Here is a 12918-nt window from a genome sequence, read left to right on the forward strand (position 1 = left end):
CAGTTTAGCCTAGTGAATCCTCAGGGTTATGAGGGGCAACAGCAAAGAGGGGGTGGGGGCCTGCAGGTAGAAATCTACATGTTTCATAGTCCCGCTTGATGCCGCAGACTCCACGATGACAGAAGATTGAGACAGGCCAACTTGAATCCTGTTTCTTGCTACAAAGAAGTGTCTTTGGGGTGATACGTCTTCAGGGTGTTCGGATACCCAGAGGCCTCCAGTATCGAGTATTCGCATTGCTAGCTTATAGTTTGCCCGAGGGTTTGCAGTGTGCAGGCCATGGGCAAGCACAGGGATAGTGTCTCCCCCGGCTGCCAGGGCGCCCTCATGGGCTACGGCACCAATCCCCAGGGCTAGTCCGCTTATGACAACATTGCCCTTAGTGGTGATGTAACCTGCGATTCTTCGAGCAATCTCCAGGCCGTTTGGAGAAGCGTTTCGAGATCCAACAATCGCAACGCCTGGCCGATTTAGTAGGCTGACATTGCCGCGGGCAAACAGTGTTGCCGACGGATTGGGAGTATCTTCCAGGCCGACTGGATACTCTGGATTGCCGCGTTGAATCTCAACTATTTCGATTAAGAAGCAGTTTTGCAGAGAGCTAGTGTTAAAACTAGATGCTTAGGGTTATTGCCCCCGCGATATGGATGGTACTCAAAAAGATATTCTACGGACATGCCAAAATCCTTGTAACACTTTACATCCTAGTGAAATTTGATCGTAAATATACAGCGGAAATTTAAATCATAAAAACTGGATTTATTTTGGTTAAGCTTCTTGGTTTGGTGCGTTTTGTTTTTGCGTTAAATCATCGGCGGGCTTATCTATCACTTCATGAGTTGCTAAAGTTTTTCGAGTTGCTTTTCGTTGTAGTGATCTTATTGATGTTTTTGTACTAGTGTACAAAAGGCTGAAAAACCTTTTGAAAGGAAGGGTTTCTTTGGTCTAAAAAAAGTTTTACTTTTTTGTTTGTCTGTGTATTCTTCGCACTCTGTTTTAAAGTGTTAAATGGATTTATTGATGAATAAAATAATTAAAATAACCTCTGCGGTATTAGGGTTAACAATTTCCTCGGCTGTATTTTCTGCAACGTGTTCTACAAGTGGGTATGATCCAAGCAGCTATCCTAAGGGAAGCGAATATCCAGCTGTGGGTGTACCGACAACTTTTTATCATGATACCCGGCATGTTGATTACAGCGGGAAAAAGGCAACCTTCTCAACCTCTACCGGATTTATGGGATGGGATGAGTATAATTATCAGGATTTTAAATGGAGAGCCAAAGAGTCCATTACATTTACGACCAGAGGACCACACTGGGTGACAGTTAAAGATCCTTTGTCAGCCAAAACAATTTGTAATGACGTTTCGGTTCAAAATAAACCTAAAATGAGTTTGCTTTCTTTTAGTTCATCTAATAGAACAGCAAAAATAAGTTATACCGTAGATGAGTATTCCAAGTTTGCCAAAGAAAACAAGTCTATGGCAATCGTATTCCGCTGGAGGTCTGATTTCTATGGGACAACTGGTAGCGCTGGAGGAGTCACTATCAATGGCTTAAGTGGTACTGTCACCGGGAATATATCAGTCCCTGGTGGCGATGATCTCTATGAAATTGATGCCGTCCTATCAGATGGTACTTATACTGCGGCGGTAAACCTGGGCTATATTAGAACTCAGGGCGATTCTAATCGGCCATGTGAACGCTGCAATAAGAACTAGATTACACAAGGCTATGAAAATTTCACTCTAGTCAAAAGAGTGTTGTGTGCTGGGTTGACCTTTTGTGAGAACGAGTCAGCCTAGCAACCAGTCTTTTGGGGTGAGTGAGGTACACCTTCAAGCACTCTCCCGGGAGTATCCTCCAGTTTCTCATTCAGCACCCATGTTTCATGCATACCCTTACTTCCAGTGCGGAACGGAATAGGCGCCGAATTCATTCTTTTTTTTATTCTGTATGTTTACACAGTATTTTGGTAAATTGCTCCTGTGTCGCCGGAAAGAAGGAGTTGGACCATGACATTTATAGATGTTGAAGCCGAGATACGCGCTTGCTTGAACACTATTGAGATGACCGCAGACACTACTGACCCGAAAATAAGGGATATGCTAAAGGTGCAGAGAAACAACCTAGATGCAGCAACCAACACCCTGGTTGATGAGCTAAACACTCTTAATGAGAAGCAAGAACAGCTTAGAGAATTATTAAAGTAGTCAGGCAAGGTCAAGAGGTGGCGCTGTGGTCATGCGCCCCCTTGCCTGACCGCTCCCAGCCTCTCGACACTGTATGTATAAGCAGTATCTAGCATTACGGTGAAACTTACCCCTCTATACGGCAGCGGCGTCAGCTGCGGCTTCCCCTCACCGGCAGACGACTACAAAGAAGAAGCCCTCAGTCTAGATGATCATTTAATAACCAGCGGCCCGACGACGTTCATGGCTCGTGCCAATGGCGACTCTATGCAAGGGGTGGGAATCTTCGACCGGGACATTCTTATCATTCCCGGAGAGAGCAGGAGATTCAGTATCCTGGCCCCGTATGTCCTCCTTTGCTAGGAATATGAAGTCAAATTATCGAGAGAATCCAGAACCCGTGAACGAAGGAGGGTCGGAGGAAGCTGATCAAGTTGTTGGTATGTAACTACGAGCGGTAAAGGGGCGCAATAACCAAGATAAGGCCAGAATTGAGTTAACAGTATTTTGGCGCCGTTACTTCCGAAGATGGGAGTTGCAGGAGGTGGCAAAGGTGGCAAAAAAATCGGTAGCTAGCATTAAGATTCTATGCCAAATCATTGAGTCCAGCATAGAAGTGGGCTACAAGATGCGAGAGAGGCTTTAGCAGGGATGAGGAAAGGCCCTTTCCCTTCCAGTTAATTAAGTACAATTTTTTATTATACCAATTTGCTCTGGCCATTGGCGCCTTAATTATTAAGCCTTATTAACAGTTAAAGTCGATTGTATTCGATATCGTATTTTTACATAGTATCTATGTTTTGGCCTAACCTGCTATTTAAGTATTAAGAATTTCCTGCTATTAAGGAGTTTTACTATGCGAAACAAGACCTTAAAGCTACTAGTCTTGTTCCAATTAATGCTTGGGTTACCTTTATTCGCTAATACGTCGGAGTTAAAGGTCGCTATAGCTAATGATGCACCTCCTTATGTTGCTGATAACGCGAAGAGCGGGCTCGAAGTCGAAATAATCCAGCAGGCATTACCTGGGTATTCAATAAAATTCTTGCAGATGGGTTGGGGGGATATTCAAAATGCTATTAAAAATGGCATGGTAGATGCTGAGACAAATGTGTACGAGCATGGCGAGACGGGTGGCCATTATTTCTCAAATAACTATGTTGGATTTGTTAATTACGCAATTAGCCGCAAGAGTGAAGATATTAAAATAGATAATGTGAACGATCTTGTAGGGCACCATGTCATTGCCTGGAAGGGGGCTCACCTGGATCTAGGGCCAGAATTTGAGCGCCTTTTCTCGCCTGGAGGGGCAGGTAGCAAAAATTATGTCGAGTTACAGGATTCACGAGATCAGGTCCGGGACTTTTGGAAGAATGAAGATTCTATTGCCATTATCGATAAGAGTATTTTTGCTCACTTCTCCTTGAAACAGGGGCACTCAATGGATGAGGTGGATACTCATAAGGTCTTTTTACCGGTTTCGAAATTTAAAATGGCGTTTAAGGATGAAAAGACCAGAGATGAGTTCAATAAAGGGCTGGCCCGTCTTTGTTCTACAGGTGAATATGCAAAGCTTCTTAGGAAACATGGCATTTCGGAAAAAGCGAATATCTGCGAATGAGCTGGTGATCTAGATGCTATTAGAGGCTTTTAGAATTTACTGGCACGCTAATTTCTACTCTGTGCATATATAAAACTGTATTTATTGACAGCTAGCCATCAAAAGAATAATCTTGGGCAAGCTGTCGAATTGTATGTATGGCGACCGATCATCCTTTCTTAAACCGGCCCCTAAGCCGGTTTTTTTGTGTTTATTATTTAATTAAGCTTTACTGTCGTTGATAAGCTTCTGTAGGCTTTAACTCATACTTTATATATTTTTTGATTAGATTTTTCGAAAAGTGTGATCAGGTACTGGGTTTTGATGTGTGTTATAAGGTTAACTTTCTTCTCGAGCGGTTAATTCAATTTATTTTTCAGTGAATTTTTATGTTTTTTAGAAACACCATTAAAATAGTAGCTGTCTCTGTGGCTCTATTAGCCTTCGGTGCGCAAGCAAAAACTTTCAAGTATGAACTTCAAGATCTACATTCATCTAACGGTGAAATACAGTATCCTGGCCTAAATTTGAATGGCGCTAGTTCTGTGATTTTGACCGTTGATCAAGTGAATCATTCAGTACCCGCAATGCTTACTTCGTTAGAAATTAATTTTCCTCATGCGCCCGGTTTGTTAATAGGTGATTTCAAGGTAGATGATCAAGGTTGGAGATTTTATTCTACCGTCGATGATGTTTGGGTGTATCGTCAGCTTGATATTGCAGTAGATGGTTTCAATGCTGGAAATCCAAATAATGCAATGGTTCACATTGAAGGCTTTGTCTCTGAAGTTGAAAATTTTATTGGGGAAGAGCGTTCACTAAATTTTGAGCAAAGACTATTTTCTGTTCATGGACAATTAGTTGATGCGACTCCAAGCAAAGTTGTTGATGTCAAATCGTTTACAGTTGATGGTAGTCAGGTTGAGTTGTCGCTTAAAGATAATCCAGCTGTTGATCCAAATTCAAGCAATGGTGATATGGCATTTGTTATCGAATTGCTGTGGTTTGGAGAAGGGAAAGAAGTTTTTCATTTTCACGCACCCTACGGCGATGAGTCAAAGTTTTTTGAGGCATACAAGCTAGAAGTCTCAACAATGCCTGGGCCTGATGGTGATGAAACAGCTGTCAGTATTAAAGCTAAAGACGCGCAAGGTATGGAGTTTGAAACACATCATATTTATCTTAAAGATATGCTGAGGGAAGCTTACGAGCTTTAATCGCATCCTTATTTTTGATTTAAGCTTTAAGATACGCTGTTTATTTAAATTAGTTAAAAAGTATTAGTAAAATCGTTCTGTAGCGACACTTATTTTATAAAAATTAACCCGCCCTGTGCGGGTTTTTTTATTTCTGGTGCTTCCATGTTTGATAATGACTATTTCACAGAGTTGGAATTGGCCTGTCGTTGTTGTGGCAAAAATTATTTCAAAGATGAAACGCTCAGGCGCCTGATCCAAGTTAGAGAGCGCTTTGGCAAGCCGATGATTATTAACTCCGGTTACCGCTGCCCAGTTCATAACGCTCGATTAAACGCCACCATGACCCATACCACCGGGCAGGCTATTGATGTTCAGGTGGCGTCAGGCAGGGCCTACCGGTTAATTAAAATCACCCAGGAGGAAGGTTTCACCGTTATAGGGGTATGGCAAAAGGGGGCATTCAAAAGGTGATTCCTTCACCTGGATGACTTTGAATCAATGCCGGGCGAGCGTACCCGCCCTACAGTCTTAAGTTACTAGCCGTCCCGCTGAAGTGTATAAAATTTGTTCGGCAGTCTGATTTGAAAGATTACTTTGGAAAACTGACGCGGAATTGCTTCCGAGGCAGTGATCAGGATAATAGTGGAGAAGATCATCAGTATATAAATGTTAGCAATAAGTATGAATAAAATCGAAGTTAAGATAACACCCGATGATTACTATCATTCCCAATGGGTTCATCAGAAGCTTAGTGTAAGCAAATTTTTTATCATTACGCTTTTAACAGTATGGCTTGCCTATTTTTTATATAGTGCTTTAAACGTTGAATTATCAATCGCCGTTGGTAGTGCCTCTGGCTGGCTACTTTGGTATTTTGGCTATTATTTGGTCTATCTGCGCTACAAGTGTAATAAAATTTATCGGCAGCAAAAGAGCTTAAATCTTCCAGCTCAATTCGAATGGGATCGTGAGGGCATTAGCGCAATTAACGAAAGAGGGGTAGTAAAAATCAAATGGTCAGACTATGTCAAGTGGCGAGAAAGCAAGCGGATTATCATGCTTTATCAGTCAGATTTGATTTTTAACATTATTCCTAAATCATCATTTGAAAACACAGACCAGGAAAATGACTTTTTATCAAATCTGCAAAGCATCAGCAGCTAATAAGACTAAGCACAATCGACCACTTCTTTATTATTTTGGGCTGACACCTTTTTGGTACTTCTGCGTTTTGGGAGTATAAATAAGCTACCTTTCGATTGCTGTCTCTAGCAGGTACCTAACCATATAAACCGGCCACTGAGCCGGTTTTTTTACGTAAGGCATTCCCAGGTAAGACAGAAGCCAACCGCTTAAAGGCGCAGGTGGATTCAAAGTTAATCTCAATGGACCTGAAGGAGTTGAGAGTGGCTGCCTAGGTAATCACTGCAGAAGCTGGAGGAGAGTCATGGCTACAAAGAAACTGGCGGCCAGTAACAATGCTTACGTTCGTGGGGCTGACCGTCTTTCATTGGTTGGGGTGGACAGCGCTAAACCTCAGCGAGAACCAGACTCTCGCCCTTCTGGAAATAGTAAGAATCGGCCTCGGTGGTTATGTGGTGGGGCGCAGCGTTGAGAAGGCAACTATTGCCTGGAAGCAGTCATGACACTTCAGGATGCTCTGAGAGAAATAGCGGATAAGGCTGGCTATACGACTGCTATTGGTGCTGGAGCTTTCGCGGGTTGGCTCGCAAACAACTGGCTTGGCTTTGCTGGTGTGCTGATAGCTGCAGCAGGTTTAATGGTTAATTGGGGCGTTAGTGTAAAGCTGGATACTTCAAAGTTTGATCAAGCATCTGCTGAATTAAAAAAGCAATTACCTTATGCCAGTTCTGTTGCACTCAATACTGTGGCGTTTCGAATCCGGGGAGAAGAGGGTGCAGCTATGGGGCATGTATTTACAAACCCAGCAAAGCTAACGCTGAACTCAAAGAAAGCCACGAAGCATTCTGGCATTGCCAAAGTCTTTATCCGTGATCAGGTTTCCGACGGTACTGCACCCGGAAATACCTGGCCCCGTCGGTCATGGATGTGAACCGGAACGACAAGTGCTTTGAGCGAGCCCTTTGGCATATGGGTGTTCACTGCTGGTATGTATGTGGTGCATGGCAAGGCGGCAAGATTAAACAAGCATGGGAATATCTCGGTCGGAGTCTATAAAAAAATCCTGGCTGAATTACGGGGCAGCTCTGGTACTGTTGGTGGTGCAGGTAGTTCGCAAGGTAAGAAGGGTAAATATTTCGTTGGCAAAGTTAATGGTGTCTTAGGTGTTTGGAAGAGGGCAGGCGGTAAGCGCCGGCCAACGGTTAAGCCCATCCTGATTTTCCTCAAAGGCAAGCCAGGTTACCGCAAGCGTTTCCCATTTATCCGTATTGCTAAAGGCATAGCGCGGCGTCACCTGCCGATTGAGCTGGATAAGGCCATGGATCATGCGATTGCGACCGCAAAAAGACGTTGAGCGGGTCCTCCTGAGGGGATCAACACACGGGTGATTCGGACTGAGTTTTTTAACAGATATCTGAAATTTCATAGGGGGTTATACCTTGGCTGCTGATATCCCTCTTGATGATCAGCCCACTCAATCGGGTTTTGTATGTCTAGTTGGTGCTTCTCAACCTGCTATTGCCAGCACTACAAAGCTCAGCTTTTTACGGTAGGTGCCAGTTTCAGAGTTTGGCTGCGAGAATACTGCGAGCGGCTGCGAATTACCGCAACCACCTTATCCATTGCAGGTCCAAGCACCGCCACGATCACCGGCCCAGGCCCGTCCGCACAAATCACCATATAAGCAGGAAAAATCATGAGCAACACACCGAATAACGGCATCCCCTACGCCCAGAAAGGCACCCTAGACCCCGTCGCTAGTCTCAATAAGGCCCTGGATACTGCTGCAGCTGCAAGTAGGGGGTGTTTTTAGCGGAACCGAAAACCGGCCTTTTAACCCTGTACGGTGCTTAGTTTGCTGCGCTGGTTGACAGAGTATTATAGTGGTTTTGTCCATCTCTAAAGATGACTTCTAAAAGGGCAACTAACTTCTTTTGAAGCAGCTGAAAATACTCTTGATCCTTATCCAAAATCCCAACCGACTGCGCGGCAAGCTCAGTTGATTTCCTTAGATCTTCAATCAGCCTATGTACTTCTGGCCCGCAATGGAGGGCCAGTTTCTCCAGCTTGTCATCAACTTTATTAAAGCACGTGATGAAGGCTTCTTTGGATTTTGTAACTTTGCGGTCTGAACTATCGCCTTTTCTTATTTTCTCGAACTCCGTTAGAAGGCGGTTTAGTTTCGACTCCAGACCATGTATCAAAAGCACGGCGTTTTCATATGCCTTCATCTTATGGTCGTAAGGGACTTTTTTCTCAGGAGCTCCGCCATCAAACCTTTTTAATGGCTTTATTACTCGCCAGAATATAAAAGCGCTAATTAGGAAAAAGGCTATCGTGACAACGGCAGTGCGAATGATTTTTGTTCCAAGTTCGAATTCGTCCATAATTTTTCCTTAAAAGGGGGACATCGTCGAGCGGCTGGAGGTATAGCTGAGTAGGGCCGCCGATCTCGTAGGCAGTTGAAGTGGTGAACCCTCTAGCGATACATAGTTCCATTGCGGCTATGACCATTCCGAGTGGGTGAGGATGGTTGTGATAGGAGGAGATAGCCTATTGAAGCAGTAATTAAGCACTTGAAAACCTCGAGTCGCAACACGAGGTTTTTATTGACCTGGCTTTAGCGACTAATAACTAGCCTTGCCCAGGCTCTGGTCTGACTCCGCCTGTCCCACCTTCTACTGTCCCAGCTTTGATATCAGTTTCTACATTCATCATGTATTCCTTTTAACTAAAAAATAAAGAGCATTCAAAAAGGTTGGTGTGGAGTCTATGGAAACTTAAAGTATTCATGTGACTTCCATATGGCAATTATCAGGCCACCTGAAAATACCTAAAATCTATTTATGGGGCAATAGTTGTCTTACTTTATAAATCATTATTTTTAGTGCAATTGTACTTATTAGGTTGTTCTGGTAACTCTGCAGCAGGCCGCGAGGGCTGACTCAGTAGCGAGCTGTATTGTTGAGGTGGTCAACCGCCTGGCCGTGCATCGTTCTATTACAGCTATGGCGAAACCTAGTGGGTGAGCGTTTTATTGGCTGCCTTGGGGTAATCAGGCAAGTTGACTCGCTTTATATATCCGAGATAAAAACACCTTCATCTATCCACAGGAAAAAAGTACTTACTTTTCGATTTCTAAGGGGTTTTCAAAATGATATATAGCAGCGAAAATGTCGGGATATGATGTGGCTGCAATACATCCACATATGTACGATAGTGCCAACTGTCAGTAGTCTAATGTTCCTACAGGATTTCTTAATTCGTTGCCGAAAGAGGTCTGTAGATATAGTGATGGGTGATATATTACAGCTGCTTTTGAATACACTGTTATAAGCTAAGGAATCGTTCCATGAAGCCAGCATTTCTACTTCTAATTTCGCTATTATCGATTTCCGCTTTTGGATAGATTGGTGGTGCATGGATAGCTGAGAGTACTATCAAAAACAGTTATGGTGAACCAGCGGATATCTTTGAGCTAGTCCTCATCAGAGATGGCATAGACGTGTGTAGTTATTTTTATGGTACAACGCGGAGTAGAGCGAAGATCGATGGCTCCATTTTAGACGATATAAATGACTCAAAGGTGATCGGTATGTTTAAATCGAATGAAAATATGATTTTAACTCTATATAGTAACCATCAGGCACGACCTGTAAATGGATCGGTGAAAATTACCGATGATACTCTAATCTGGTCTGTGGGAAGCAAAGACTATCCACCAACGATTTGGCGCACTGCCGAGCTATCGCGCCGTAAATTGAAAGAGTATTAGCTTTTTACACTTAAAAAAATGTGCAGTAAAAGCTTATAACAAGCGCGTGCATTTGATCTTCGCTTCGCTGTGGCAAATGACTCGGGCGTTAAGCACCCTATGGAAATTAGCCACGAGGAATATCTCGAAGAGAAGCGTAAGCGTGCCGTTGAATTCGCAAGCGGAATGATTGATGGCTCTATTCACTATCTTGAGGGGGCAATTGAACTTTCTTTACTAAGGTTTGAAGTCGGTCTGCCCGAAGATGATAAAGATTTTCTGGCAATTGCTGGTGTCGCTTCAGAAATCGATCATTTGCCGATCGGTACATCAAGGCAATATTGGTCTAATGAAGCCCTTGAGCGGCACGAGCAAGAAATACAGCAATCTATCAAGTGGGCAAAGGAAGTCTCTTTGTCAGAATGTATATCTATCGTAGCAAGGTTCAATACTTAGCAAGGCCAGGCAGTATCGCCAGCAAAACTGGCTGGACCCCGCTACGTTCGCCCGCTGTTGGCGGCGTTATGTGTAAAGTAAGGTAGTACTAATGAGTATGGACAAAGAAAATATCTCAGACTTTTCTCGTAAATGTATTTCAATGCGTTTGACAGACTTGGAATGCAGTCATGATTTGCACAATCCACGCTTTGAATATCAAGGTGGAAAACTATTTATTGTTGGTGAGATTTCAGTTGGATGCAGTGAGTCAGGTTGGAATGCTGGTCATATTGGCGCAGCTGAATGGGCGCAAGTTAGAAGCTATATGCTTTTCGATGGTTTTACAGCGTATACAAAAGCCATAAAAGTGTCTGAGTCGTATTACGAAAATAGTGAAGAGAAAAACTCATAAGGAGTTACTGCATCTGACCACTTACACTGCTCTCCCTTTGTGCTGTACGCTACGTTAGCACAAAGCGGCTCCATTCCGATGGTGGCTGAGTAAGGTGTTAGCCGTTGAACACACGGAGGTATGATGAGGGATAGAAACCAAGCATTAGTCTTTATCGTCTTGGTGCTTGCAATTAGTTGGAGCTTGGAGGCGTTCATCATCGCCAGCGGGGGTGTCAGGAATTTCGGCCCGCTTTGGATAGTCGCCCTGATGTGCATCCCAGGCTCTCTTTCAATAGTGCTGAGACTCATCCTGAAATCTGGATATGAAGATGTCAGCTTTCGGATCGGAAAGGGACGCTACTACGTCTATGCAGTCGCAATTCCATTCCTATTAGTATTGCTAACGGGTCTGGTATCTGCAGCCATTGATATCCGGCAATTCTCGCTGGTGTCATTGGAGCAACTGATCCAACTCAGCCCTGTTCTTCTGTCCGTCTTAGTGCTTGGCCTGATCGGCGCATTTGGGGAAGAGCTCGGATGGCGCGGATTCCTATTGCCAAAGTTGGTAAGTGGTGGTGTTAAGAACCCCTATCTCGTCAGCGGACTTGTATGGGCGTCCTGGCATCTTCCACTCATTGCTTACGGAGGTTTCTACCAGACAGATTATACGTTGCTCATGGCGTTGATCTATGGCCTCGGTATTATCGCCATGAGCTTTGTATTCAGCGAGCTCAGAATGCGCTCTGGATCAGTCTGGGTTGCCACCATCGCCCACGCTGCTCACAATTTCTTCTTCCAGTTCGCGGCCCCTGTATTGCTTTTAACGGAACCGGGTTCGCGTTCAAAGCTTTGGGATATGGTGGCCAGCGATACTGGTTTGTGTATCGCAGTATTCTATGCTGTTGCGTACCTCGTTTTTCGTCATGTCGTTCGACGGGGCAAGGCTTTTGATCGGTGTTTATCGCCAAAAGCCCCGATAAATCAGTAGCGGGCCTTGGCAGGGGTAAGCCACCGGGGCCAGTGCCTTTGGTGGTTAGGGTTTGTCGTTCCTACAAGGAGGTAGACCATGCCTTTGACCGCTCACGTTCAACAACTTCTCCACGTTAATAATCTATGTGCCGGCGGCCTGGAATGGGTGGTTGGCTGCCCCAATCAGAATGCGCGCACCGCCTTGCTGCAGCTGATTGGTGAGGAGGCGGCCCTCAGCCTGGATGAGCACATGAACAACAAGCCGGCGGCGACCTTTATGGCGTGGGCAAATGGGGATTCCATGATGGGGCTCGGTATCTTCGACAAGGATTTGTTGATTGTCGATCGCTCGCTAAAGCCTACCCATGGGGATGTGGTGGTGGCCCTGGATGGGCAGCTGACCTGCAAGGTGCTGGACCAGCAGCAGGGGCGGCTGCTCTCTGTGAATGATGACTACGCGCCGATCCCTATTTGGGAGGGGCAGGAATTGATTGTGGAGGGGGGGAAGGCTTCGGTGCGTTATCACCGTCCGCGCTGAATGCTGGTATTGGTGGACTGCAGTGAGCAGATATTCCGGCCCGATCTGCGCGGGAGCCCGGTGGTGGTGCTCTCCAATAACGATGGCTTTGTGGTGGCGTGCTCCAAGGAGGCGAAGCTGTTGGGCGTTGGCGACTTGGAGCCTTTCGTTAAGGTTTAGCACCTGCTGGCCATCTTCTCCAGCAATTATCCCCTGTATGGCGATATCTCCCACCGGGTAATGACCACCCTCCGCGAGTTAGGCCCCAATGTGGAGGTTTACAGCATCGATGAGATGTTTTTGGATCTGCAAGGGCTGCAGGAGGATTGGCAGGGCTACGGCCGCAAGATCCGTAACACGCTCTGTCGTAATATTCGTATGCCTGTCGGAGTGGGTATCGCCCCCAGTAAAACCCTGGCCAAGCTCGCCAACCGCTCGGCCGAGAAGATCCCCAAGTGCGATGGCGTCTATGCATCGGATACTCCCGAGAAATGGCAGTGGGTGCAGCGCCGCACAGCTGTTTTTGTCATATCTATTCCTTCTGAAAGTATCTCTGTGGAAGCCTTGTCTAATTGGTTGATTTAACATTTTTCTGTAGGCTTTAAGTCGGTAAGCCATCCGTACAGAAATGGTCAGATCTTAGCTTTACCGTTTTGAGGGAGTCTTGGAGTTGAAAGGGAATATTTTGAACTCTGTTTTGAAAAAATGCAGC

General features: G+C 45.0%; 17 protein-coding genes and 1 pseudogene. 15 read left to right on the top strand and 3 right to left on the bottom strand.

What is annotated here, in order from left to right; all coding sequences use genetic code 11:
- Window positions 1–9: 9 nt before the first annotated feature.
- Window positions 10–597 carry a DNA-processing protein DprA gene (locus ACJJI0_RS02645; protein WP_444885906.1) on the bottom strand — a complete coding sequence of 196 codons (588 nt, stop codon included), beginning with the start codon at window positions 595–597 and terminating at the stop codon, window positions 10–12.
- A 423-nt stretch (window positions 598–1020) separates the two neighbouring features.
- Between ACJJI0_RS02645 and ACJJI0_RS02650 the strand changes: the two genes are divergently transcribed.
- From ACJJI0_RS02650 to ACJJI0_RS02695, 10 genes are all read left to right on the top strand, one after another.
- Window positions 1021–1722: a hypothetical protein gene (locus ACJJI0_RS02650; RefSeq protein WP_252082021.1), complete on the top strand. Its 702-nt coding sequence runs from the start codon at window positions 1021–1023 to the stop codon at window positions 1720–1722.
- Between the two features lie 294 nt (window positions 1723–2016).
- Window positions 2017–2214 (top strand): hypothetical protein, encoded by a 198-nt coding sequence (locus ACJJI0_RS02655; RefSeq protein ID WP_444884556.1) that lies wholly within the window; start codon window positions 2017–2019, stop codon window positions 2212–2214.
- Between the two features lie 99 nt (window positions 2215–2313).
- Window positions 2314–2556, top strand: coding sequence for a LexA family protein (locus ACJJI0_RS02660; RefSeq protein WP_252082019.1), 243 nt, complete (start codon window positions 2314–2316; stop codon window positions 2554–2556).
- Between the two features lie 493 nt (window positions 2557–3049).
- Window positions 3050–3814: a substrate-binding periplasmic protein gene (locus ACJJI0_RS02665; RefSeq protein ID WP_444884557.1), complete on the top strand. Its 765-nt coding sequence runs from the start codon at window positions 3050–3052 to the stop codon at window positions 3812–3814.
- 368 nt (window positions 3815–4182) lie between these two features.
- The gene (locus ACJJI0_RS02670) at window positions 4183–5010 is read left to right on the top strand and encodes a hypothetical protein (RefSeq protein ID WP_444884558.1); all 828 of its coding nucleotides are present in this window, start codon (window positions 4183–4185) and stop codon (window positions 5008–5010) included.
- A gap of 144 nt (window positions 5011–5154) precedes the next feature.
- Window positions 5155–5463, top strand: coding sequence for a D-Ala-D-Ala carboxypeptidase family metallohydrolase (locus tag ACJJI0_RS02675; RefSeq protein ID WP_444884559.1), 309 nt, complete (start codon window positions 5155–5157; stop codon window positions 5461–5463).
- Window positions 5464–5673: 210 nt separating this feature from the next.
- A complete protein-coding gene (locus ACJJI0_RS02680; RefSeq protein WP_444884560.1) occupies window positions 5674–6156 on the top strand; it encodes a YcxB family protein in 483 nt (160 codons plus the stop codon).
- A 314-nt stretch (window positions 6157–6470) separates the two neighbouring features.
- Complete coding sequence (locus ACJJI0_RS02685) at window positions 6471–6638, top strand: hypothetical protein (protein WP_444884561.1); 168 nt, start codon at window positions 6471–6473, stop codon at window positions 6636–6638.
- On the top strand, window positions 6635–7066 hold the full coding sequence (locus ACJJI0_RS02690; RefSeq protein WP_444884562.1) for a phage holin family protein: 432 nt from the start codon (window positions 6635–6637) through the stop codon (window positions 7064–7066). Before ACJJI0_RS02685 ends, ACJJI0_RS02690 begins: the two co-directional genes overlap by 4 nt.
- Window positions 7067–7084: 18 nt before the next feature.
- Window positions 7085–7489, top strand: a complete 405-nt coding sequence (locus tag ACJJI0_RS02695) for a hypothetical protein (RefSeq protein ID WP_444884563.1) — start codon at window positions 7085–7087, stop codon at window positions 7487–7489.
- Between the two features lie 182 nt (window positions 7490–7671).
- On the opposite strand, the gene ACJJI0_RS02700 is transcribed toward ACJJI0_RS02695, so the two are convergent.
- Complete coding sequence (locus ACJJI0_RS02700) at window positions 7672–7833, bottom strand: hypothetical protein (protein WP_444884564.1); 162 nt, start codon at window positions 7831–7833, stop codon at window positions 7672–7674.
- A gap of 152 nt (window positions 7834–7985) precedes the next feature.
- The gene (locus ACJJI0_RS02705) at window positions 7986–8522 is read right to left on the bottom strand and encodes a hypothetical protein (RefSeq protein WP_444884565.1); all 537 of its coding nucleotides are present in this window, start codon (window positions 8520–8522) and stop codon (window positions 7986–7988) included.
- A 1487-nt stretch (window positions 8523–10009) separates the two neighbouring features.
- On the opposite strand from ACJJI0_RS02705, the gene ACJJI0_RS02710 reads away from it, so the two are divergent.
- The 5 genes and pseudogenes from ACJJI0_RS02710 (at window position 10010) to ACJJI0_RS02730 (ending at window position 12791) form a co-directional block, all read left to right on the top strand.
- Window positions 10010–10345, top strand: a complete 336-nt coding sequence (locus ACJJI0_RS02710; protein WP_444884566.1) for a DUF2489 domain-containing protein — start codon at window positions 10010–10012, stop codon at window positions 10343–10345.
- Window positions 10346–10436: 91 nt separating this feature from the next.
- Window positions 10437–10739, top strand: coding sequence for a hypothetical protein (locus tag ACJJI0_RS02715; RefSeq protein WP_444884567.1), 303 nt, complete (start codon window positions 10437–10439; stop codon window positions 10737–10739).
- Window positions 10740–10862: 123 nt separating this feature from the next.
- Window positions 10863–11708 (top strand): CPBP family intramembrane glutamic endopeptidase, encoded by an 846-nt coding sequence (locus ACJJI0_RS02720; RefSeq protein WP_444884568.1) that lies wholly within the window; start codon window positions 10863–10865, stop codon window positions 11706–11708.
- A 78-nt stretch (window positions 11709–11786) separates the two neighbouring features.
- Complete coding sequence (locus tag ACJJI0_RS02725; protein ID WP_444884569.1) at window positions 11787–12227, top strand: LexA family protein; 441 nt, start codon at window positions 11787–11789, stop codon at window positions 12225–12227.
- Window positions 12228–12791, top strand: a pseudogene (locus tag ACJJI0_RS02730) (Y-family DNA polymerase).
- Window positions 12792–12918 lie beyond the last annotated feature (127 nt).

The organism is Microbulbifer mixtoriginis (SeqCode), from assembly GCF_052466695.1.